Origin of the sequence: Saccharopolyspora sp. 7B (genome assembly GCF_020177435.1) — a bacterium.
Taxonomy (GTDB): domain Bacteria; phylum Actinomycetota; class Actinomycetes; order Mycobacteriales; family Pseudonocardiaceae; genus Saccharopolyspora_C; species Saccharopolyspora_C gregorii.
Genome location: NZ_JAIUKC010000018.1, coordinates 19,440 through 40,910 on the forward strand (window position 1 = coordinate 19,440; position 21,471 = coordinate 40,910).

The 21,471-nt window shown below is 74.3% G+C and carries 21 protein-coding genes and 1 other RNA gene; 6 read left to right on the plus strand and 16 right to left on the minus strand.

Annotation, left to right across the window (positions count from 1 at the left end):
• Positions 1-114: 114 nt before the first annotated feature.
• Entirely contained in the window at positions 115-975 is an 861-nt protein-coding gene (panB, locus tag LCD33_RS03785; RefSeq protein WP_224956173.1) for a 3-methyl-2-oxobutanoate hydroxymethyltransferase, read from the plus strand.
• Positions 976-1,035: 60 nt separating this feature from the next.
• Here panB and LCD33_RS03790 read toward each other — a convergent pair whose 3' ends face one another.
• From LCD33_RS03790 to LCD33_RS03840, 11 genes are all read right to left on the minus strand, one after another.
• Positions 1,036-1,440 (minus strand): DUF4326 domain-containing protein, encoded by a 405-nt coding sequence (locus LCD33_RS03790; RefSeq protein WP_224977512.1) that lies wholly within the window; start codon positions 1,438-1,440, stop codon positions 1,036-1,038.
• Between the two features lie 44 nt (positions 1,441-1,484).
• Positions 1,485-2,150: an NADPH-dependent F420 reductase gene (gene npdG, locus LCD33_RS03795; protein WP_224966690.1), complete on the minus strand. Its 666-nt coding sequence runs from the start codon at positions 2,148-2,150 to the stop codon at positions 1,485-1,487.
• Between the two features lie 232 nt (positions 2,151-2,382).
• Positions 2,383-3,864 (minus strand): RNB domain-containing ribonuclease, encoded by a 1,482-nt coding sequence (locus tag LCD33_RS03800; protein WP_224966691.1) that lies wholly within the window; start codon positions 3,862-3,864, stop codon positions 2,383-2,385.
• A gap of 6 nt (positions 3,865-3,870) precedes the next feature.
• Positions 3,871-4,056 carry a hypothetical protein gene (locus tag LCD33_RS03805; protein WP_224956169.1) on the minus strand — a complete coding sequence of 62 codons (186 nt, stop codon included), beginning with the start codon at positions 4,054-4,056 and terminating at the stop codon, positions 3,871-3,873.
• Between the two features lie 143 nt (positions 4,057-4,199).
• Entirely contained in the window at positions 4,200-4,673 is a 474-nt protein-coding gene (locus tag LCD33_RS03810) for a hypothetical protein (RefSeq protein WP_224956168.1), read from the minus strand.
• A gap of 237 nt (positions 4,674-4,910) precedes the next feature.
• Complete coding sequence (locus LCD33_RS03815; protein ID WP_224966692.1) at positions 4,911-5,996, minus strand: C40 family peptidase; 1,086 nt, start codon at positions 5,994-5,996, stop codon at positions 4,911-4,913.
• A gap of 1 nt (position 5,997) precedes the next feature.
• Entirely contained in the window at positions 5,998-6,579 is a 582-nt protein-coding gene (locus LCD33_RS03820) for a hypothetical protein (RefSeq protein ID WP_224966693.1), read from the minus strand.
• Positions 6,580-6,659: 80 nt separating this feature from the next.
• A complete protein-coding gene (locus LCD33_RS03825) occupies positions 6,660-8,639 on the minus strand; it encodes a hypothetical protein (protein ID WP_224977513.1) in 1,980 nt (659 codons plus the stop codon).
• Positions 8,636-11,539 carry an ATP-binding protein gene (locus LCD33_RS03830; protein ID WP_224956164.1) on the minus strand — a complete coding sequence of 968 codons (2,904 nt, stop codon included), beginning with the start codon at positions 11,537-11,539 and terminating at the stop codon, positions 8,636-8,638. Before LCD33_RS03830 ends, LCD33_RS03825 begins: the two co-directional genes overlap by 4 nt.
• Positions 11,514-12,104, minus strand: coding sequence for a hypothetical protein (locus LCD33_RS03835; protein ID WP_224956163.1), 591 nt, complete (start codon positions 12,102-12,104; stop codon positions 11,514-11,516). Before LCD33_RS03835 ends, LCD33_RS03830 begins: the two co-directional genes overlap by 26 nt.
• Before the next feature lie 6 nt (positions 12,105-12,110).
• Positions 12,111-12,419: a hypothetical protein gene (locus tag LCD33_RS03840; protein WP_224956162.1), complete on the minus strand. Its 309-nt coding sequence runs from the start codon at positions 12,417-12,419 to the stop codon at positions 12,111-12,113.
• Positions 12,420-12,967: 548 nt separating this feature from the next.
• On the opposite strand from LCD33_RS03840, the gene rnpB reads away from it, so the two are divergent.
• Together rnpB and LCD33_RS03850 are read left to right on the plus strand one after the other, a co-directional pair.
• Positions 12,968-13,360, plus strand: an RNA gene (gene rnpB / locus LCD33_RS03845) — RNase P RNA component class A.
• 199 nt (positions 13,361-13,559) lie between these two features.
• The gene (locus tag LCD33_RS03850) at positions 13,560-14,096 is read left to right on the plus strand and encodes an NAD(P)H-dependent oxidoreductase (RefSeq protein WP_224966694.1); all 537 of its coding nucleotides are present in this window, start codon (positions 13,560-13,562) and stop codon (positions 14,094-14,096) included.
• 31 nt (positions 14,097-14,127) lie between these two features.
• Here LCD33_RS03850 and LCD33_RS03855 read toward each other — a convergent pair whose 3' ends face one another.
• The 4 genes from LCD33_RS03855 to cobC are packed head-to-tail and all read right to left on the minus strand — an operon-like array spanning position 14,128 to position 17,909.
• Positions 14,128-15,258 carry a bifunctional RNase H/acid phosphatase gene (locus LCD33_RS03855; protein WP_224956160.1) on the minus strand — a complete coding sequence of 377 codons (1,131 nt, stop codon included), beginning with the start codon at positions 15,256-15,258 and terminating at the stop codon, positions 14,128-14,130.
• The gene (locus LCD33_RS03860; RefSeq protein ID WP_224956159.1) at positions 15,258-15,986 is read right to left on the minus strand and encodes a zinc ribbon domain-containing protein; all 729 of its coding nucleotides are present in this window, start codon (positions 15,984-15,986) and stop codon (positions 15,258-15,260) included. Before LCD33_RS03860 ends, LCD33_RS03855 begins: the two co-directional genes overlap by 1 nt.
• Positions 15,983-16,843: a Nif3-like dinuclear metal center hexameric protein gene (locus LCD33_RS03865; protein ID WP_224966695.1), complete on the minus strand. Its 861-nt coding sequence runs from the start codon at positions 16,841-16,843 to the stop codon at positions 15,983-15,985. Before LCD33_RS03865 ends, LCD33_RS03860 begins: the two co-directional genes overlap by 4 nt.
• A gap of 31 nt (positions 16,844-16,874) precedes the next feature.
• Positions 16,875-17,909: an Rv2231c family pyridoxal phosphate-dependent protein CobC gene (cobC, locus tag LCD33_RS03870; RefSeq protein WP_224966696.1), complete on the minus strand. Its 1,035-nt coding sequence runs from the start codon at positions 17,907-17,909 to the stop codon at positions 16,875-16,877.
• Positions 17,910-18,027: 118 nt separating this feature from the next.
• On the opposite strand from cobC, the gene LCD33_RS03875 reads away from it, so the two are divergent.
• From LCD33_RS03875 to LCD33_RS03885, 3 genes are all read left to right on the plus strand, one after another.
• Positions 18,028-18,483 carry a low molecular weight protein-tyrosine-phosphatase gene (locus tag LCD33_RS03875; protein WP_224966697.1) on the plus strand — a complete coding sequence of 152 codons (456 nt, stop codon included), beginning with the start codon at positions 18,028-18,030 and terminating at the stop codon, positions 18,481-18,483.
• A gap of 113 nt (positions 18,484-18,596) precedes the next feature.
• Positions 18,597-19,463: a fructosamine kinase family protein gene (locus LCD33_RS03880; RefSeq protein ID WP_224966698.1), complete on the plus strand. Its 867-nt coding sequence runs from the start codon at positions 18,597-18,599 to the stop codon at positions 19,461-19,463.
• 98 nt (positions 19,464-19,561) lie between these two features.
• A complete protein-coding gene (locus LCD33_RS03885) occupies positions 19,562-20,392 on the plus strand; it encodes an SURF1 family protein (protein WP_224956154.1) in 831 nt (276 codons plus the stop codon).
• On the opposite strand, the gene LCD33_RS03890 is transcribed toward LCD33_RS03885, so the two are convergent.
• Positions 20,393-21,343 carry a cobalamin biosynthesis protein gene (locus LCD33_RS03890; RefSeq protein WP_224956153.1) on the minus strand — a complete coding sequence of 317 codons (951 nt, stop codon included), beginning with the start codon at positions 21,341-21,343 and terminating at the stop codon, positions 20,393-20,395.
• Positions 21,344-21,471 lie beyond the last annotated feature (128 nt).

Here is a 21,471-nt window from a genome sequence, read left to right on the forward strand (position 1 = left end):
CATCGTCCGGCCCTCCTCCCCGCACCCCCGCGCGTGCGACCCTGGCGAACGCAAGACGTCGCAGAACGCCCAGGGACCCGCAGCACGGGCCTTGAGGAAGAAGGACGGTCGAAGATGACTGCTGCACCGCAGCCTGCCCAAGGCGAGACAGCCGCCCCGTACGGGAGCACCCCGGCCCGGCGCCGCGTCCGCATCCACCACCTGCAACAGCTCAAGGAGCGCGGCGAGAACTGGCCGATGCTCACCTCCTACGACATGTACACCGCGCGGATCTTCGACCAGGCCGGGATCCCCGTGCTCCTGGTCGGCGACTCGGCGGCCAACAACGTCTACGGCTACGAGTCCTCGCTACCGGTGACCGTCGACGAACTGCTGCCGCTGGTCCGCGCCGTCACCGGCGCCGCCGAACACGCCCTCGTCGTCGCCGACCTGCCGTTCGGCTCCTACCAGGCCTCGCCCGAGCAGGCGCTCGGCACCGCGGCCCGCTTCATGAAGGAAGGCCGCGCCCACGCCATCAAGCTCGAAGGCGGCAAGCGCTACGCGGCCCAGGTCGAGGCGCTCGTCTCCGCGGGCATCCCCGTCATGGGGCACATCGGCTTCACGCCGCAGAGCGAGCACGGCCTCGGCGGCTACCGGGTGCAGGGACGCGGCGACCAAGCCGCCGAACTGCTCGCCGATGCCCGCGCGCTGCAGGAGGCCGGCGCGTTCGCCGTCGTCCTCGAAATGGTGTCCGCCGACGCCGCCAAGCAGGTCACCGCCGAACTCGACATCCCCACCATCGGCATCGGCGCCGGGCCGGACACCGATGCGCAAGTGCTGGTGTGGACCGACATGGCCGGGATGAACACCGGGCGCACCGCGCGCTTCGTCAAGCGGTACGCCGACCTCGGCGGCACCCTCGCCGACGCGGCGAGCCGCTTCGCCGACGAGGTCCGCGGCGGGTCGTTCCCGGCGGCGGAGCACTCCTTCAACTGACCCCGCGGTGGGAGTGAACGGACCGTTCGTCCAGCTCTATCGGACGGACGGTCCGTTCACTCAATGCGCGCGGTGGGCCAGGACGTCCGCGTGGCACTGCTCCGGTGCGCACCAGCACCCCAGCGCGCGCCCGTTGAACTCGCCCTGCCGCAACCGCCGCAGCAGTTCCGGCTGCTCGTCGAGCCACTGCTCGTAGTGCTGCACCATCGCCGCCCGGTCCTGCTTCGCCTCCTTGACGAACGGGCTCGCGAAGTCCGAGGCGGGCCACGAGTGGCGCGGCCCGGAATGACCCACGTAGGTCAGCAGGCCCTCCCGTTCCAGCCACGGCAGCAGGTGCCGGTGCGGCCCGTTCTTGCGGACGTTGACCACGGTGGCGCGGCCGTCGAGCAGCTGGCTCGCGCGCTCCCGCTCGTCATCGGTCCACTTCGCCGCCTCCTGGGGCAGCTGGGCAGGCAGTTCCGACATCGCCGCTCACCCCCTGGCGCTCGGGTTTCCGCACGGCCGGCTGCTCACACGTCGGTGATGCGGATCCCGGCGTGCGCCTTGTAGCGCCGGTTGATCGCGATGAGGTTCGCGGTCAGCGCCTCCACCTGGTGGGCGTTGCGCAACCGGCCGCCGAAGAGACCGCGCACCCCGGGGATCACGTCGGCGAGACCGCGCACCACGTCGGTGGCCTCGCGGTCGTCGCCGAGCACCAGCACGTCGAGGTCGACGTGGTCCACCGACAGGTCCGCCAGCGTCACCGCCGAGACGTGGTGGAACGCGGCGGTCACCCGCGACTCCGGCAGCAGCGCGGCGGCCTGCTGGGCGGCGCTGCCCTCCGGCACGTCCAGCGCGAACGGCCCCTGCTTGTCGAAGCCGAGCGGGTTCACGCAGTCCACGACGATCTTGCCGGCGAGCGGTTCGCGCAGCGCCGCCAACGTGTCGGCGTGCGCGTCCCACGGCAGCGCGGCCAGCACGATGTCGGCCGCGGCCGCGCAGGCCGCGTTGTCCTCGCCGCTGACCTGCCCGCCGGAGATCTCGGCGATCTCGCGGGCCGCGTCCTGGGCTCGCTCGGCCTTGCGCGAGCCGATCACCACGCGCAGGCCCGCCGCGGCCCACCGGATCGCCAGCCCCCTGCCCTGCGCGCCGGTGCCTCCGAGCACACCGACGGTCATCTCGCGCACCTCAGCCACGACGGGCCTCCTCGTTGTCACCTTGCGACGCTGCCCTTCCACGATCCGCATCCGGCGGACCCGGCGCTAGACGGGCCCGCTGTGCTCATGCCCACTGAACGCGCCCACCCTCTCGAACCCGATCTCACCCGTTCGCACTACCCCCGGGAAGTGGATCTAGGTCCAGGTCGCGCTCCCCCGGCGGCTACCCGCGCGGTGCGGTCCGCACTCGGCGGGCGGAGCGCGGCCCCGATCAGGCGGTGGTGAAGGTGACCTCGCGGCGGTGCGGATCGGCCCGGGTGAGGCGGACCCGGATGCGCTGGCCCTCGGTGAGGTCGTCCCCCGCGCAACGCGCGATCACCGGCGGCTCGGCGATGAACACCTCACCGTCGCCGGAACCGGTCCGCAGCACCGTCGCCGGGAACACCGAGCCCACCTCGCCGGCCAGCGACCACGCCTGCGCCTGCGCGAGGCACGCCCGCTCCACCTGCGTCGCCACCCGGTCCGACGAGCCCATCGCGGACGGCAGCGCGGGCAGCGCCTCCCGCACCCACTCCGGTACCGGCGAACCCGAGCTCACCGCCAGGCACACCTCGGCGCCGTAGCGGTCCACCAGGCGCCGCAGCGGCGCCGTCACGTGCGCGTAGGCCGCGCCGATCCCCGCGTGCCGCGGCTTCGGCGGCGGACCCGAATCGAACGACGTGTAGCCGGCGCCGCGCAGCAGCCGCGTCGCCGCCACGTGCACCGCCAGCGCCTCCGGCCGCACCGGGTCCAGCCCGGCCAGCGCCTCCGCGGGCGGTAGGTCCTCCGGCCACTCCACGCCCAGCCGGGCCGCGGACCGGCGCAGCGCCGACACCGTCGGCGGCTCCGGGTCCGGCACCGTGCGCAGGATCCCGACCCCGGCGTCCAGCATCATCTCCGCCGCGCACATGCCGGTGAGCAGGGAGATCTCCGCGTTCCACTCCTCCACCACCAGCCGCGGCCGCAGCGCGACCCGCCAGCCGCCCGCGCCGTCCGACTCCACCTGCTGCTCCGGCAGGCCCAGTTCGATGGCACCGCGGCGCACCGCCTGCTCGCGGCGCAACCGGCCCACCACCGGCAGGAGTTCGATCGCCGGGTGCGCGACCCCGGCCCGCAGCGAGCGCTGCACCGCCTCGTAGTCCAGCTGCGCGGCGGAACGCACCCACGCCCGCCGCACCAGGACCGAGGTCGCCACCCCGTCGGAATCCAGGTCGATCGTCCACAGCACCGCCGGGCGCACCTGGTCCGGCAGCAGGCTCGCCGCGCCCTCCGACAACAGCGTCGGGTGCAGCGGCACGTTCCCGTCCGGCAGGTACAGCGTCTGGCCGCGGCGGCGCACCTCCGCGTCCAGCGCCCCGCCGGGACGGACGAAGGCGGCCACGTCGGCGATCGCGTACTGCACGCGGAACCCGGTGCCGCGGCGGGCCAGCAGCACCGCCTGGTCCAGGTCCTTCGCGCCCACCGGATCCACCGTGACCAGCGGGAGCTCGGTGGCGTCGACCCGGTCGGCCTCGAACACGGGTTGCGCGACGTTCTGCTCCACCTCGCCCAGCGCGGCGGTGGGGAACTCGGCGGGGAGCCCGAAGTCGGCGCGGACGGCGGCGAAATCGCACCCGTCGGCGGAGCGGCGCGGCCGCGGCGTGCGGCCGGCCCCGAGATCGGGGGCTGCGACGGCATCGGTACCACCCCGTGGTGCCCGCGCCGCCGTAGCCATCGGAGCTCAGTCCCCCTCGGACCAGCGGCGATCGGCTTCGTCGGCGGCCTCGGTGCGCTCCTTCGCCAGCTCCAGCGCGTGCTCGGCCGCGGCGCGATCCGCGTAGGGCCCCAGCCGGTCGGCGGCGCGGCATCCCGCGGCGGGCTCGACCTGCTGATGCTTCAGGCAGAAGTACCAACCATCCCGGGCCATGCGTCGAGCCTCGCACGCGGAACCGCTCCGTGTCACGCCTCCGGACGGCGCACCCGATCCGGTCACCACGCACCCGGCCCGGTCACCACGCGGGCGGCGGTGCCGCGCCCGGCCCGATCACCACCAGGGGCGGGCGGACCCGGTCACCACGCAGGAGGCGGCGGGGCGCCCGGTGCGGGCGGGGGACCCGGGTGGTGCCCGGCCGGATTCGTGCGCTGCGGTATCGGGTCCAGGCAGGACACCAGCACCTGCTGGCTCTCCGGGTTCTCGATGCGGCGGCCGTCGCGCATCCGGTACTCCAGCTCGCCGCTGTCGCCGACCTCCACGGTGCAGCCGACCTCGGCGAGCTGGTCGTCGTCGAGGTCCACCAGCCGCTCGTACCGGGACGGCACCACCCGGTACACCGGCCACTGCAGGTGCCCGAAGGCCTGGTGGAACTCGGCGAGCAGGTGGCGCATGTGCTGCTGCCAGGGCAGCGGCATCGATTCCGCCAGCGAGCGCGGCAGCACCGCGTACCCGGCGTCGACCCCGTGCCCGGCGCGGGAGAGGTAGTCGCCCAGCGGCGTGCTCGACGCCGGAGGTGCCGAACGCCTCGGAATGGGGTCTGGGGTGAACATGCTTCCTCCCGGAGTAGGACACACCGCGGGACTCGCACCGCTCGGCGGTGGTCGTCCCGCGCACGCGGCGGGGCGGGCCGCGGACCCGCGCGCCGCCAGGCCGGGCCGGCGAACGGCCCGAGACCAAGATTGCCACAGCGGACCGCCGCGATCAGCGGTCCGACGGCCCACCGGAGATCGTGTCGCAGCGCGATCCTCCCGTCACCGCGCGTGCCGGCCCGGATGCTCCCGGACCGGCTACACCGGCTGCCGCACCGGGGTCTCCCCCGGGCGTCCGCCGGGTCCGATCTCCGGGACGCCCGGCTGCTCGCCGCCCGGCGCGGGCTGCACGGTGGGCTGCGCGGCCGGGGCGGGCTCGTCCGCGGCGGGGCGCACCACCATCGGCAGCAGCTCGCCGCCGTCCCACAGCTCGGTGCGCTCCACCGACTCGCCGGGCTGCGGCGCGTGCAGCACCTCGTTGTCGCCGAGGTACAGCGCCACGTGGTGGATCGCCCCCGGCTCCCGGCCCGCACCCCAGAACACGAGGTCGCCGGGCTGGGCCTGGTTCAGCGGGACGTGCGCGCCGCCCTCGGCGTACTGCGACCGGGAGTACTTCGGGATGGTCACCCCGGACTCCTTCCAGGCCATCTGCGTCAACCCGGAGCAGTCGAACGAGTCCGGCCCCGCCGCGCCCCACACGTACGGCTTGCCGATCTGCTGGTCGGCGAAGCTGATGGCCTTCGTGGCCAGCACCCCGGCCGCGGGCAGGTTCTCGCAGCCGCTGAACCCGGACACGTTGCCCTCGACGCTGACCAGGTGCGCCGCCAGCGGCTCCCACTCGTGGTAGCGCAGCGGATAGGCGGAGCGCTCCACGCGCTGCGCGGCGGTGCCCGGCTGCAGCTGCTCCCAGCCGGGGATGTCCAGCAGCACGTCGTAGAACTTGTTGATCTGGTACTCGACGTTGGTGACCTGCGCGACGCTGCCCCAGCCCATCGACGGCCGCATCTGGAAGATGCCCAGCGAGTCCCGGTCGCCGTAGGTCAGGTTCGACAGGTTCGACTCGGTCTTGCCCGCCTGGATGGCGATCTGCCACGCCCGCGGCGGCAACTTCCGCTGCTGACCGATCTTGATGATCTCCTTGGCGATCAGCACCGACTCCTGGTCGAGGCTGCCCGCGTCCCGCTCCCCGCGGCCCGCGCCGTCCCCGGACGGGCCGAGGCCCGAGCTGCACTCCGACCAGCTCTGCCCGCCCTGCATGCCGGAGAGCACGACCACGAACGCGCCCAGCCCGACCAGTCCGGCGAAGCCGGACAACACCACGACCGCGACCAAGAGTTTCCGCATGTCAGCTCACCTTGTTGTAGCCGGAGACGCGCCATCCCTGCTCGGTTCTCATCACGTCGACCTCGATGTCCCCGGCGTCGGTGGGCAGCCGGGCCGCGATCGCATTGGCGGTGGAGCTCAGCGGGACCGCAGGCCCGGTGATCCGGGTGGACGGCACGTTCGCCGGGTCCACCGAGGTCATCACCGTGATGAACTCGTCGGTCGTGTAGGGCCGCAGCGACTCCACCCACTTCCCGGCGGGGGTGCCCGGCGGGTGGGTGGCCCACTTGGCGCCCCACGCCTCCACCACGTGCAACCCGGCCGGGTCGGCCGGTGCCGGCGCGGGCGGCGTGTTCGGCACCGAGATCGTCGGTGGCGCGGGAGTCGGGCTCGCCGGCGCCGGAACCGCCTGGTGCTGCTCGGTGCCGCCCGACGGGTCGCGGTAGTTCCGCGAGGGCGGTGGCTCCGGCAGCATGATCCCGATGGTGGTGGCCGCGGCCGCCAGCACGATCACCGCGGTCACCAGGTGCTTCGGCGAGCGCAGCGGCCAGCCCCACAACCTCCGGTAGACCGCGGCGCGTCCCCGATGCGTCCGGATCGGCATGGCCCGTTCCCCTTCACCCGGCCGGTCGGGTTCGCGCCCGCCCGGCCCGCTGCAGCTGTCGAATCACCGGTCGCGGCCGATCAGTCCCCATCGGCCACCTCCAAGCCCCGGGACGGCCGGTACACCACGTACACCGGCTTGCCCGCGACCACTTCCATGTCCGCGCGGCGCGGCGCGGTCGGCTCCGCCGGGGAGGGGATCGGGGAGCTGTCCGCGCGGGACGGCACCAGCACCGGCTCCTCCTCCCGCCGGTCCCACGAGGCGTCCGCGACGGGCGCGGTGTCCACGACGCGGCTCGGCCTGCCCTCCGGCAGCGCCGCCGCCGGGCCACCGGGTCGCCGGGACTCGGCGGGACCGGAGGCGGGCAGCGCGGGCGAACCCGCCCCGCCGCCGGTCGGCGAACCGCTGCCGGGCAGCGCCGCCCACGGGCCGCCCTGCCGGTCCAGGCGCTGCGCCGTCACCGACATCGTCTGGTGGTCGGCCTCCGGGCGGGTGTGGCGCCTGCCGCGCTGCCCGGCCGGGTCCGGCGGCGCCGCGTCCGGGTCGGATTCGCGCACCTGCTCCCAGAAGTCGCCGCTCGGATCGTCGGCGGACCTGCGGCCGCGGAACCGGCCGAGCACGCCGCGGGCCTGCGCCACCCCGCCGGAACCACCGATCGAGAGCTGCACCATCTGCCCCATCCGGCGGACCGGTTTCCCGACCATGATGAACACGATCGTCACCAGCCCGGCCAGCAGGATCTGCGTCAGCACCGGGAAACCGCGCAGCGGGTTGAAGATCCACGCCAGCACCCAGGTGTGCAGCCCGGCCATCGCCGCGATCACCAGCACGTTGAGCATCGCCGCCCCGCCCACGCGGCCCACCGCCCGCAGGATCTGGTGGTTGAGCAGCGCCACCAGGCCGATCAGCGGCCCGGCCAGGATCAGCACCCGCAGCAGCACCTGCGCCAGCAGGATCGCCGCCTTCGCCATCAGCTGGAACGAGGCGAACGCGAGGCTCTGCACCAGCGACAGCATCCCCGCGCCGACGCGGCTGCCGTCCTTGCCCTGGAAGTAGCCGTAGGCGCTGGTCGTGCTGAGCTGCCCGGCGACGTTGGTGAACGCCGTCTCCTTCGGCGTCGACGGCCCCGCGTCGGCCCCGGCCGCCACCTCCTGCTTCGTCCACGCCTGGGCGCGCAGCAGCTCGCGGCCGTACTGCTCGGCCTGCGGGGTGTCCGGCGAACCGAACTCGCCGCGCAGCCAGTTCCGGTAGACCACCTGGTGGTGCAGCACGGTCGGCAGCGTGTTCGCCTCGTCCACCCCGACCTGCTGGAGGAATCCGGCCTGGACCGCCGATGTCCCGGTGATCACCACCTCGTCCAGCGCGTGCGTGTAGATCATCGGGGTCAGGTAGGTGGCGGAGGCGAACCACAGCCCGGCCAGCGCCCACATGGTGCGCTTGCCGATCGAGGCCAGGTCGCCCTGCCAGATGTAGCGGAACAGCAGCACGGCCAGCACCAGCGCCGCCACCCCGAACCACGGGGTGAACACGCTGTCGTAGAGCGCGACCGTGCCGGTGGCGATCAGGTCGTCCAGCGGGCCCATCAGCTCGCCGTTGAGCAGCGCGTAGTGCAGCCCGTTGGTCGCGCCCACCAGGTTCTTCGAGACGTTGAACAGCTCGTTGCCCAGCCAGGTGTCGACCAGCGCGTTCGGGTTCATCACGCCCTGCGGCCCGCAGCCGAGCCCGTAGGTGTGCCACACCAGCCCGGCGTAGCCCACCTCGTCGTAGGCGGTGCCCGGCTGACCGGAACCCAGCGGCGCCGGGTCGATCGCGCCGACCATGCCGGAACCGGGGCGCTCCGGGCTCGGCGGCTCCGAGCAGTCCAGGCTCTGCGCCGAGGCCGGGGCCCCGATCAGCGCCTGGATGGCGACGAGCGCGCCCACCAGCAGCACCGCTGAGCGGCGGCCGCGGGCGCGCTGAGCCGGGAGCCGACGGGCGCGCCGGGGCAGCACTCGTTTCGCGGCCCGCACCACCGCCACGATCACCGCCGCCATGATCGTGGGCGCGACCAGCGCGCTCACCGCACTTCGTCTCCGCCTCGACCGGGCCGCTGCTGCGCGCGCTCGGTGCCGACGGTGCGCTCCTCGCCCGGTCCGATGCCGACGGATTCGAGCTCGAACTCGTCGAAGCCCTCGATGTCGTCGGCGTAGTCGTCCTCGGGCACGTGCGGTGGCGAGGGCAGCGGCGGGGTGTCGGAGTTCGCCGCGCCCTCCGCCCCCGGCAGCGCCCGCAGGTCCTGCTCGGACTCCGAGCTCGCCGGGGTGGTGTCCAGCGCCTCGCGCAGGTGCTCCAGGTGCGGTCCGCCGAAGTCGATCCGGATGCGCTCCACGCCGCCCGCACCGTCGCCGAAGATGAACTGCCGCGGCGCCCGGTCCCGCTCGGTGCTGCCGCGCGCCGGGCCGGGCTTGCGCCCGAGGGCGGACACGACCTGCTCGTAGCCGGCGCCCACCGGGACCTTCAGCAGCCGCAGCGCGTCCGACTGGGCCTGGTCGTCGTCGAGCCTGCCGACGAACACCGAGTCCAGCAGCGACACGAAGCCCTGGATGCGCAGGAAGTCCGCCGGGATCTGGCTGGACAGCAGCACCCGGACGTTCCACTTCCGGGAGTCGCGGGCGAACCGGTTCATCAGCACCCGGCCCGTCGGTACCTCGGACAGGAAGAACGCCTCGTCGATCCAGACGCCCTTGCGCTCGTTCTTCGGCCGCTCGTAGACGGAGCGCTGGGTCAGCCACGCGGCCAGGTTCAGCATCTCCACGCCGAGGGCTTCGGCGTCGGTCCAGTGCTCGCGACCGACACCGTCCTTCGGCAGCGTCAACCCGGCCATGGTGAGCACCGTCAGCCGGTCCTCGCGGGTCTCCGAGTACGGGTCGGCGTCGGCCTCGGGGATCAGCAGCGACATGCGCTCCCGGATCTCGTCGAGGAAGTCGGCGACGACCACCGCGTGCTCGTGGTGCTCGGAGGCGTCGCGGCGCAGCGCCTCGAACACCATCCCCGGGTGCGCGTCGGGACGTCCGCCGACGGCGCGCACCGCGCGCAGCAGCACGATCCGGGTCTGCGGCAGCCGCGCCACCTCGTAGGGCAGCAGGCCGGTGAGCACGTCCAGCACCAGCCGTCGCCGGGTCGCCGCCGACAGGGCGCGTTCGCGCCGCCAGCTGCGCTCCGGGTCGTCCTCGTCGACGAAGTGCTCCAGCTGCGGCTCCGCCACCACCCGGTACGGGTTGAGGATGCCGGGCTGGGCGTTGAGCAGGTTGATCGGCCGCGCGTAGGGCCGCAGCTCCGGCAGCTTGCACAGCTCCGCCAGCGGACCCGACGGGTCCAGCAGCGTCCAGTGCGCCCCGGCCCGCAGCGTCTTGTAGACGGTGCCGCCGCCGAGGAACGACTTGCCGCCACCGAGTCCGGCGACCATCGCGGTCAGGCCCGAGGCGTCCCGCACCTCCTGCGCCATCCACGGGTCCCAGGCCACCGGGCGCCGCGTCGCCGTGCAGGTCTCGCCGAGCAGGATGCCGCGGCGGTCGCCGACCTCCGCGGTCGCCTGCGGCACCGAGGAGGCCGCCCACACCACCGAGCCGCGCCGCATGTAGGCGCCGGAGGCCAGCTGCTCACCGGGGATGAACTCGCGGGCCATCGCGTACTGCGCCTCGGGGTGCTCGATGGCGACCTTCGGCTTGTACAGGTCCAGGATCTGCTGGGCGAGCCGCAGCGCGTCCCGCTCCGTCGGCCCGGACACCGCCAGCCGCCACCACGAGCGGACCCGGGTGGCGAGCGCGGTGAACCCGGTGCTCATCTCGTCGTCGATCTCCAGCACCCGGCCCGCCTGGCGGGCCAGCGAGGTCGGCGGCTCCAGGCCGTGCTCCTCGGTGTAGTGCCGGACCTGCGAGCGCACCTTGTTCATCTGGCGCTGCAGCTCGCCGCCCACGTCCTCCGGGCGGCGGACGTAGATCCGCGCGGACCACTCGACCGGTGCGGGCAGCCGGTCGGAGTGCTGGATCCACGGGTCGTCGATCTCCGGGATCTGCAGGCCGTGCGTCTGCCCCACCGTCAGCACCGCGACGTGCCGGGTGATGCCCGCGTTGGAACCGGTGCGGCCGCGCACGGTGGCGGTCGGCGAGTACGGCTCCTGGTACATGTCGGCGGCGTCGGTGAACGACGCCAGGTCCTCCGGCTCCCACTCGGCGCCCGGCACCGCGGGCAGGTTCCGCGGCGCGGGCAGGCCCAGCGAGCAGGACCGGTGCATCAGCCAGGAGATCTCCTCCGCGGTCACCGGCCGGCCGTCCAGACCGGCGGAACCGATCACCTGGTCCAGGTGCTCGATCTCGCTGTCCAGCGCGACCAGCTCGGCGTCCACCGCTTCCGGGAACACCCGGCGCAGCAGCGGGGCGGCGCGCTCCACGGCGCGGTCCACCACGTTCCGGGTCTGCACCTGGACGCCGAGGTAGACCTCCTTCTCCGCCATCGAGCGGCCCATCAGCTGCTGCTGCTCGCCGACCATGTAGTCGTCGAAGCTCAGCGCGCCGGGCACGTCCGGCAGGGCGCCGCGCGCGTTGTGCACGTGCGCCTCCGCCCACATCCGGATCGGGTAGGGCCGGCTGGTGACGCGCAGGTGCATCCACCGGCCCTGCAGCTCGGCGTACTGGCCCGCGATGGCGGCGATCAGGTCCTGGCGCTGCGAATCGGAGCGGAACGACCAGCGCTGCGGGGACAGCCGGTACCAGGCGAACACGTCCTGGCCGGTGCGCAGCAGGTGCCCGTCGATGGACCGGGCGGCGATGGACGGCGTGTAGCTCGGCAACGACTGCTCGTCGGGGAGCCTGCGGTCCTGCCGCTTCGCCTTGCCCCGCGCCCCGCCCCTGCCCTGCGGGGCGCGCTGGGGTGCGCCCGGCCCTGGGGCCTGGCGCTCACCGCCTCGACGGCGACCGAACACCGCGAACCTCCTTGCTACGCGCACGCCCGCCTGCGGACCGGGTCCGTTCCGCGGACTTCCTGGGGCGGCGGACCTGCCGGGTCGCGCCGCCGGTGGGCTGGGTCCCCTGCTGGACCCGGTTCGTCCGCCGGGTCTGCCGGGCGGGGGTGGGGCGGCCTCGCCGGGCGGACTTCTTGGCTCGTCCGGACTGCTTCTGCTTGGGCCGCGGCCGCTCGGCGCGCACCTTGAGCCGGGCGGCGCCCGCCGCACCACCGCTGCCGGTGGTGCGCTCCCGCGGCGCGGTGAGCTCACGCAACCACATCACCATCACGGCTCCCAGCGGCCGTTCGTGGGTGATCCGGGAACACACGATCCGCGTAACCAGGATCGTGAGGACGACCGCCCAACCGGTGGAGAAGAAGCCGAAGCCGATGTTCATCCGCCGTTCGATGGCCAGCACCAGCAGGAACACGACGGTCCCCACGCCCCAGGCCACGTAGCGCGCCCGCCACGGGAAGGTCGCCTTCGGCGGGCCGAGCCACACGGCGTCGACGCGGTACACCTCGTCATCGGTGCGGATCCGCACGGCTGATCACCCGTTGGTGCTGAACAGGCCGGCGATGAACGTGCCGATGTCCACGCCCGCACCGGTGACCGCGAACCCGATCAGCGCCAGCGCCACGAACACGCCCATCACGCGGCGCATGACGCCGGCGTTGTCGCCCTTGCCACCACCGAGCCACAGCAGCAGCAGCGCGACCGCCAGCAGCAGCAGTGGCAGCAGGTTGTTGAGGATCCAGCCGCGGATGCCTTCGGTCCCGAGACCAGTCTGCTGCGCCAACGGGTCGAGCGCGGCCAGCACGTGCACGTGCGCCAACGTTTCCAGCGACATGGCGGTCATCTTGTTACCCCTGGATGCGTGAAGGGTCGTCGGGCGGGTACGTCGGCCGACCGGATCTCCCCGGCGCGACGGTACGAGTAGAACATGTCATGGTCACCAGCAGTAGTGGTCGATCGAGCACCACAGATGACGTCGGCACACCGGCTCAGTCACCGAATGGGCCGATCGGGCTTGACTCGGATGGAGCAGTGCGCGCGGCGGAGCGGAAGGCGGGCACGCGCCGGATCGGGAACCACGAATCGTTCACCCTGTTGCGAGCCCCTTCCTCACGGACCGTGCACGAATCGGCCGGTCAGTGGAATTCGGCACACCTCGCCGCGGCGCACCGGAACCCGATCACCGGACATCGCGCGACGAGACCGTCGCCCGCCACCCGGACGTGATCTTGACTGCATCCAGCGTAGCGGCCGCACCGGTCACGGCCGCGATCAGGTCGCTGCACGGGCAGTGACCAGCGACCCGGTTCGGCGCCGTCGGAAATGACCGGATCCGCGCAGGCCGGGCCGCGTCGGGCGCGCACCCGCGATCGCTAGACTGGAGCCGGTGGATGAGTCGGCCGGGCGGCCGCGTCGCGGGAGACCGCGTCGAGGAAAGTCCGGACTCCACAGGGCAGGGTGGTTGCTAACGGCAACCCGGGGAGACCCGCGGGACAGTGCCACAGAGAACAGACCGCCCGACCGGTTCGCCGGACGGGCAAGGGTGAAACGGTGGTGTAAGAGACCACCAGCGCCCCGGGTGACCGGGGCGGCTAGGTAAACCCCACCCGGAGCAAGGCCAAGAGGACGCCACGGCGTCTGCGCAGGTGTTCGAGGGTTGCCCGCCCGAGCCTGCGGGTAGGCCGCTGGAGCCTGCCGGCGACGGCAGGCCGAGATGGATGGTCGCCGACCGGACGATCGCGAGATCGCCGGGAACAGGATCCGGCTTACAGGCCGACTCCTCCACCCCCTCTTCCCGTCCGGTGGAACCGGATTGACCGGATTCGCGGGCGTTGCTCTACTTCCCGGATGACCGGTGCCCGGCTGACCCGCTGCCGCTTCGTGGACTTCGCCCGCGTCGGCACCGCGCGCTGTTCCGCCTGCTGAACGATCGCCGCCACGCCCGTTCCGGCCGGATCCCGGCCGCACGCAGGAAGAACTCCCGATGCGCACCGTCGTCACCGTCGTCGCCAGCCCCCACCCCCGTTCGCGCGCGGCTGAACTGGACCGCGCCGCCGCCGACGCGCTGCGCGGCGCCGGGTTGCGGGTGCGGCGGCTGCCGCTGGAACTGCTGCCGGAATCGGCGCTGCTGGCCGGGCGCGCGGACGCCCCGGCGCTGCGCTGGTCGCGGCGGCTGCTGGAGCGCGCGGACGGGATCGCGCTGATCACCCCGACCTACGAGGTGTCCGGGAGTCCGCTGCTGCGGGCCTGGCTGGACGTGGTGCCGCCCGCGGGCGAGCGGCCGGTGCAGCCGGTGTGCCTCGGGTCCACGCAGGCCCAGTCGGGCGCGGCGGACTACGCGGTGCGGCGGCTGCTCACCGACCGCGGGGCGCGGCGGGTGACCCCGGCGTGCTTCCTGTTCGACAGGTGGCTCACCGCGGTCGACGACGGCTGGGAGTGGGACCAGCGCGCCACGGCTCGCCTCACCGGCGCCCTCACCGCCTTCGCCGACGACCTCGCGGGCGCTCCCGCCGCGGCCTGAGCCGGGGGGGGGGGGCGCCCGCGGGCGGGGCTCAGAGGTGCGAGATGTCGTTGACCAGGCGCACCGAGGCGTTGTCGTCGGGGTAGAACTCGACGATCGACAACGAGGCCAGGTCCAGGTGCAGCCGGTAGTACAGCGACGGTCCCACGTCGAGGCCGAGCCGCAGCATCGCCTTGATCGGGGTGACGTGGCTGACCACGACGACGGTGCGCCCGGCGTAGCGGTCGACGATCTCGTCGCGGACCGCGGTGACCCGCTCGAAGACCGCTTCGAGGCTCTCCCCGTCCGGCGGTTCCACCGTGGAGTCGCCGAGCCAGCTGCGGTGCAGCCGGGGGAACTCCGCGGCGGCCTCGGTGAAGGTGAGGCCCTCCCACCCGCCGAAGTCCGTTTCGAGCAGGCCGTCGTGGAAGGTGAGCTCGGAGCCGGTGGCGGCGGCGATCGCCTCGGCGGTCTGCCGGGTGCGGCCCAGCGGGGACGCGAGCACCGGGGCGCCGGGGACGCCGTCCATCTCGGCGAGCCGGGCGGCGGCGGCCCGGGCCTGCCGCTCCCCCAGTTCGGTCAGCGGCACGTCGCCGCGGCCGGAGTAGCGGCGGTCCACCGACATCGCGGTCTGCCCGTGCCGCACCAGCAGGATCTTGGTGGGCGAGCCGACGGCCCCGTTCCAGCCGGACGGCCGGGTGCGGTCCTGCGCGGCGGTACCGGACTCCGGAGCGGTGCCGGCGGGCGCGGCGGTACCGGTGGGCGCGGCGTCGGAGCCCCCGTCCGCGCGGTCGTCCATCGCCGCGTTGGCGAGCCGGTCCGCGTGCGCGTTCTCCGCCCGCGGGATCCAGTCGAAGGTGACGGAGGTGAACCCGGCGACGAGCTCCCGCGCCTCCTCGGCGAGGGCCCGCAGCGCCTCGTGCTTGATCTTCCACCGGCCGGAGAGCTGCTCCACGACCAGCTTCGAGTCCATCCGCACGGCGACGTCGTCGGCACCGAGCTCGGCGGCGGCGCGGAGCCCGGCGAGCAGCCCCTGGTACTCGGCGACGTTGTTGGTGGCGACGCCGAGCCACTTCGACCGCTCGGCGAGCACCGCTCCGGCGGCGTCGCGCACCACCGCTCCGCACCCGGCGGGCCCCGGATTGCCCCGGGAACCGCCGTCGGCTTCGACGACGACGCGCATCAGGAATCCTTGGTGCGCACCAGGATGGCGCCGCACTCCTCGCAGCGGACCACGTCGTCGGCGGCGGTGTCGCGCAGCTCGGCGAGCTTGGAGCGGTCGAGCTCGATGCGGCAGGCCCCGCAGCGGTTGCCCTGAAGCGGGCCGACGCCGACGCCCTTGGACTCGCGGATCCGGTCGTAGAGGGCCAGCAGCGGTTCCGGCAGCGTCCCGGCCACCGACTGGCGTTCGACGGTGCGCTTGGCCTCGGCGGTGTCCAGGTCGGTCATGGCCTCGTCGCGGCGGTGCTGCACGTCGGCGAGGCGCTGCTCGGCCTCCTCGACCCCGGCGCGGGCGCGGGCCACGTCGGATTCGAGCGCTTCGCGCTGCTCCATGACGTCGAGGAGCTCGTCCTCCAGGTTGCCCTGGCGGCGGGCGAGGGTCTGGAGCTCGTGCTGGAGGTCTTCGAGCTGCTTGGCGCTGCCGCCGGACTCCATCAGCTTGCGGTCGCGCTCTTCGCGCTTGCGCACCTGGTCGACTTCGCCTTCGAGCCGCTTCGCGTCGCGGTCGATGTCGCCGAACGAGGTCTGCGCGGCCACCAGCGAGTCCCGCTGGGCTTGCAGCTCGCGTTCGCGCTGGCCGATCTCCTCGAGTTCGGGCAGCGTGCGGCGGCGGTGGTTGACGCGGTTGAGCTCGGCGTCCACCTCCGCCAAGTCGAGCAACCTGCGCTGCACGGCGGGGTCGGCTTTCACGCGGGAGTCCTCCCAGAGTCGGGGGCCGTACCGGCGGCGTGAGCGGTCCACGGGTCGGTCCGGCGTGTGGAGACGAGAACCTCGACAGTATCCGGTAGCGCCGCGCCGACGACGTCGGCAGCCTGCTGGCACCACGGCCACTCGCTCGCCCAGTGCGCCACGTCCACCAGGGCGGGCACCTGAGCTCCCGGGAGGTCGCCGCGCGCGATGTGCTCCCCGGCGGGGTGATGCCGCAGGTCGGCGGTGACGTAGGCGTCGACGCCCGCGGCCTGCGCGGTGCCCAGCTGGGAGTCCCCGGCGCCACCGCACACGGCGACGGTGCGGATCTCCCGGTCGGGGTCGCCCGCGCCGCGCACGCCCCAGGCGGTGGTGGGCAGGTTCTCGGCGACGCGCTGCACGAAGCGGCCGAACGGTTCCGGCTCGGGCAGCGTCCCTATGCGGCCGAGCCCGGTGGCGGAGCCCTCGGCGTGCGGCGCGAGGGGCCCGGTGACGGTGAGGCCGATCGCCTCGGCCAGCGCGTCGGAGACGCCGACGGTGGCGGTGTCGGCGTTGGTGTGCGCGCAGTACAGCCCGATGCCGGCCCGGATCAGCCGGTGCACCAGCCGCCCCTTCGGGTCGTCGGCGGGGACGCCGTGCACGCCGCGCAGCAGCAGCGGGTGGTGCGAGACGAGCAGCTGCGCCCCGAAGTCCACCGCTTCGTCCACAGTGGACTCGACCGGGTCGACGCAGAACAGCACCCGCTGCACCACCGACTGCGGGTCCCCGCACACCAGCCCGACCGCGTCCCAGCTCTCGGCGAGCTCCGGCGGGTACGCGGCCTCCAGCGACTCCACGACGTCCTGAATCCGCACGGTCATCCGAATCGCACCCCTTGGTTCGGTCTTCGCACTATCCGAGAAGTTCGCGCAGCGCCCGGACCAGCACCGCGTTCCGCGCCGCATCGCGCACCGCCACCCGCAGGTGGTCCGGTCCCAGCCCGGGGAAGGTGTCGCCGCGGCGGACCGCGATGCCGCGCTCGCGCAGCGCGGCGCGCACCTTCTCGCCATTGTGGACTTCCAGCAGCAGGAACGGTCCGCGGGCCGGTCCGGCGACCGCGACGCCCGGCACCGCGGCCAGGTCGGCGGCGAACCGGTCCCGGACCTCGGCGATCTCCACCGCCGCCCGCTCGGCCTCCGCGACGGCCTGCGGGGCGCAGCAGGCGGTGATCGCCGCCAGCGCGAGGGTGCCCAGCGGCCAGTGCGGGCGCGGCGCGGCCAGCCGCGCCAGCAGCTCCGGTTCGCCCAGCGCGTACCCTGCGCGCAGGCCGGGCAGCGCCCAGGTCTTGGTGAGGCTGCGCACCACCAGCACGCCCGGGATCCGCTGCGCCGCGAGGGATTCCGGCTCGCCCGGCACCGCGTCGGAGAACGCCTCGTCGACCACGACCAGCCGCCCCGGGCGGGCCAGCCGCCGGATCGTCGCGGCCGGGTGCAGCACCGACGTGGGGTTCGTGGGATTGCCCAGCACCACCAGGTCCGCCTCGTCCGGCACCAGCGCCGGGTCCAGCCGGTGCTCGTCCAGCAGCACCCGCCGCACCGGCACGTCCGCGGCGCGCAGCGCGAACTCCGGCTCGGTGAACGACGGGTGCACCACCGCGGCCAGCGACGGGCGCAGCCCGGGCAGCAGCGCGAAGAGCTCCGCCGCCCCGGACAGCAGCAGCACCTCGGCCGGGTCCCGGCGGTGCCGCTCGGCGACGGCGGCGCGGGCCGCGAGGTCGTCGGCGGCCGACGGGTAGCGGCCCAGGTCGTCCAGCGCGGACGCCAAGTGCTCGCGCAGCCAGCGCGGCGGCCGTTCCAGCCGGACGTTCACCGCGAAGTCGAGCAATCCCGGTTCGGCGTCGACATCACCGTGGTGGCGCAGCAGCGCCCGCTCGTCCCCGCTCGTCATCGGAGGCAGTCTAACGACCGGCGGATGATCACCGGCGCCGATTCCCGGACCGGCAGCGGCGCCCCGTACGGTCGTTGGCCGGACATGTCGAGCCCGGTAGCCGCGCAAGGAGCCGCACGTGCACATCTCGTTCATCTGCACCGGGAACATCTGCCGATCGCCGATGGCGGCGGTGGTCTTCCGCGAACACGCCCGCCGCGCGGGCCTGGCGGAGGTCGAGGTCAGCAGCGCCGGAACCGGGCCGTGGCACGTCGGCGAGGGCGCCGACCCGCGGACGCTGAAGGTCCTCGCCGACCACGGCTACCCCACCGAGCACGTCGCCGCGCAGCTCGGCGACGAGCACTGGGACGCCGACCTGCTGCTGGCGATGGACGCCGGGCACCTGCGGGTGCTGCGGGACGCGCTGGACGACCCGGAGCGGGCCCGGCTGCTGCGCTCCTTCGACCCGGCCGCCGACGACGGCGCCGAAGTCCCCGACCCGTACTTCGGCGGCGACCGCGGCTTCGAGGACGTCCTCGCCATGATCGAAGCGGCGATGCCCGAGCTGCTCGACTGGACCCGCGAGAACATGTGAGCCGCCGGGTCGTCGGACCCGCGGTCGTCGCCGCTGCCGCCGGCGGCGGGACCGCCGACCGGGCACGCGACCCGAGTGCCGCCCGGCACGAGTTCGAGGACGAGGCAGGTCCCATGGGTGAGATCGAGGACGTGGTGCTGCGCTGCACCGGATCCGCGGCCGTGTCGGTGCGGGCGCTCGGCGGCGGGGACGCCGGGGACTCCCGGTCGGTGCGGCTCGCCGACGGCCGCGAGGTGTTCGTGAAGACCAACCCGGACGGGATGCCCGGGGCGGTCGCCGCCGAAGCCGCCTCGCTGGCGTGGCTCGCCGAACCCGAGGTGGTGCCGGTGCCCGCGGTGCTCGGCAGCACCGAGCGGCACCTGGTCACCGAGCACCTCGGCTCCGGACCGCCGTCGGCCGCCGCCGCCGAGGAGCTCGGCCGCGGCCTGGCCCGGCTGCACGCCACCGGCGCCTCCGCGCACGGCGCACCGCCGCCCGGCGGTCCCACCGACGCGTGGATCGGGCTCGCGCCGATGCGCAACGAGCCGTGCCCGGACTGGCCCGAGTTCTACGCCGACCAGCGGGTCCGCCCGTACCTGCGCCGCGCCGTCGACGCCGGACTGCTCGGCGGGGAGGCCGCCGCGCTCGTCGACCGGGTCTGCGAACGGCTGCCCGAGCTGGAGGGCGCCGACGAGCCGCCGTCGCGGCTGCACGGCGACCTGTGGGCGGGCAACGTGCACTGGGACGGGCGCGACGCCTGGCTGATCGACCCGGCGGGGCACGGCGGGCACCGGGAGACCGACCTGGCGATGCTGGCGCTGTTCGGCTGCCCCCACCTGGACCGGGTGCTGGCCGCCTACGAGGAGGTGCGGCCGCTGGCCGAGGGCTGGCGAGCTCGGGTGGGCGTCCACCAGCTGTTCCCGCTGCTGGTGCACGCGGTGCTCTTCGGCGGCGGCTACGCGCGGCAGGCCGTCGCCGCCGCCCGCGAAGCCCTGGGCTGAGGCCGCCGGCCCGCTCACCTGGGCCGGGATCGTGTGCTGCACCGCACTGCGCCGGGGGTGGAGGGGACCTCCCGGTCCGCGCCGCCTACCGTGGTGGGGTGCGCCTGAAGTTCCTGCTCCGGCCCGGCTGGATCGGACTGATCCTGCTGGTCGTGCTGTTCGCGACGTTGTGCTTCACGCTCCTCGCGCCCTGGCAGTTCGGCCGCGACGACGAGACCCAGGCGCGCAACGCGGCCATCACCCACTCGTTCACGGCGGACCCGCAACCGCTGGCCGAGGTGCTGCCCGGCGGCGCCGCCCCCGGACCGGACACCGAGTGGACCAAGATCACCGCCACCGGTTCGTACCTGCCGGAGGGCGAGACGCTGGCCTGGTTGCGGTCCGTGCAGGGCGAGCCCGCGATCGAGGTGCTCACCCCGTTCCGCACCACCACCGGCGAGACGCTCCTGGTCGACCGCGGCTTCCTGCGCCCGGTCGGCACCGACGCGCCCGACTACGACCCGGCGCCCGCCGGGCAGGTCACGATCACCGCGCGGGTCCGGATGGACGAGCGGGACCAGGAGCACCGGCCGGTCTTCGACCGCCAGGGGCACCGCTGGACCTACTCGGTGGACTCGCACGTCGTCGGGGCCGGCACCGGGATCGCGCTGCGGCCCGGCTACTTCGCGCTGGTGGAGGACCAGCCGGGCACGCTCGGCGCGCTGCCGCTGCCGCAGCTGTCCTCCGGGCCGTACTTCTCGTACGCGCTGCAGTGGATCTCGTTCGGCGTGATGGCGCTGGCGGCCATCGGGTACCTGATCTACGCGGAGCTGCGGCCGCCGGAGGACGCCGCCACGGGCGGGGCGCGGAAGCCGCGGAAGATGTCCGTCGCCGAGGCGGTCGCCGAGGACGAGCGCCGCGAACGCGAGCAGGCCGGCTCCGGCGAGTGATCAGCCGCGGCGCCGCACGCCGAGCGCGACCACCGCGACCGCGGCCAGCGCGCCGGTGACCGAGCCGATCACCCGGGACAGCTCCACGCTGCGCCGCACGTCGCCCGCGTCGGCGGTGCGGCCCTCCCCCATGATCGGCCGCTGCTCGGTGGTGTGGCCGTAGACGGTGCGCCCGCCGAGGCGGATCTGCAACGCGCCTGCGAACGCGGCCTCGATCTGCCCGGCGTTCGGGCTCGGGTGCGCGGAGGCGTCCCGCCGCCAGGTGCGCCAGGCACCGCCCGCGGAACCGCCGACCACGGGCGCGCACAGCGCGGTCAGCACGGCGGCCAGCCGCGCGGGCCCCAGGTTCAGCGCGTCGTCCAGGCGGGCCGAGGCCCAGCCGAACCGCAGGTAGTGCGGGCTGCGGTGCCCGACCATCGCGTCCAGGGTGTTCGCCGCCCGGTAGCCGAGCAGGCCGGGGACGCCGAAGACCGCGCCCCACACCAGCGGGGCGACCACGGCATCGGAGGTGTTCTCCGCGAGCGATTCGACGGTGGCCCGGGCGAGCCCCTGCTCGTCGAGGTGCGCCGCTTCCCGCCCGCACAGGTGCGCGAGGCGCCCGCGCGCGCCGTCCAGGTCGCCCGCGTCGAGCAGCCTGCCCATCGCGGTGCCCTCGTCGGCCAGCGAGGCACCGCCGAGCACCGCCCAGGTCGCCAACGCCGTCACCGCGGCCTCCGCGGCCGGGCCACCGCGGCGCGCGGCGCGGTCGGCGAGCACGCCCAGCGCGGCGGTCCCGCCGACGAGCAGCCCGCTGTAGAGCACCCCCGCGGCGCGTTCGTCGCGGTGCAGCACCCGCTCCGCGGTCTGGGCGAGGCGACCGAAGCCGGCGACGGGATGCCCCCGCCGTGGGTCACCGAGTGCAGCGTCCGCCGCGACTCCGAGTAGCAATCCGACCGCTCGTCCCGCTCTCACCGCCGAGTCTCCCCCTTCGTTCGCCCGTCCGGGCAGCACAGAACGCTACCGCTGTCCCGGACCACCGCGGCGGGCGGCACGCACGCAGGGTGAGCGTTCGGCCGGGCTGTCGACCGGGAGCACCGGCA

Bases quoted from the DNA above. Each gene is read 5' to 3' on its own strand.
- LCD33_RS03850 (WP_224966694.1), top strand. From the start codon at position 13,560: ATGCGCACCGTCGTCACCGTCGTCGCCAGCCCCCACCCCCGTTCGCGC.
- LCD33_RS03800 (WP_224966691.1), bottom strand. From the start codon at position 3,864: ATGGCTACGGCGGCGCGGGCACCACGGGGTGGTACCGATGCCGTCGCA.
- LCD33_RS03810 (WP_224956168.1), bottom strand. From the start codon at position 4,673: ATGTTCACCCCAGACCCCATTCCGAGGCGTTCGGCACCTCCGGCGTCG.
- LCD33_RS03855 (WP_224956160.1), bottom strand. From the start codon at position 15,258: ATGCGCGTCGTCGTCGAAGCCGACGGCGGTTCCCGGGGCAATCCGGGG.
- LCD33_RS03820 (WP_224966693.1), bottom strand. From the start codon at position 6,579: ATGCCGATCCGGACGCATCGGGGACGCGCCGCGGTCTACCGGAGGTTG.
- LCD33_RS03880 (WP_224966698.1), top strand. From the start codon at position 18,597: ATGGGTGAGATCGAGGACGTGGTGCTGCGCTGCACCGGATCCGCGGCC.
- LCD33_RS03840 (WP_224956162.1), bottom strand. From the start codon at position 12,419: ATGACCGCCATGTCGCTGGAAACGTTGGCGCACGTGCACGTGCTGGCC.
- LCD33_RS03790 (WP_224977512.1), bottom strand. From the start codon at position 1,440: ATGTCGGAACTGCCTGCCCAGCTGCCCCAGGAGGCGGCGAAGTGGACC.
- LCD33_RS03805 (WP_224956169.1), bottom strand. From the start codon at position 4,056: ATGGCCCGGGATGGTTGGTACTTCTGCCTGAAGCATCAGCAGGTCGAG.
- panB (WP_224956173.1), top strand. From the start codon at position 115: ATGACTGCTGCACCGCAGCCTGCCCAAGGCGAGACAGCCGCCCCGTAC.
- LCD33_RS03865 (WP_224966695.1), bottom strand. From the start codon at position 16,843: ATGACCGTGCGGATTCAGGACGTCGTGGAGTCGCTGGAGGCCGCGTAC.
- LCD33_RS03815 (WP_224966692.1), bottom strand. From the start codon at position 5,996: ATGCGGAAACTCTTGGTCGCGGTCGTGGTGTTGTCCGGCTTCGCCGGA.
- cobC (WP_224966696.1), bottom strand. From the start codon at position 17,909: ATGACGAGCGGGGACGAGCGGGCGCTGCTGCGCCACCACGGTGATGTC.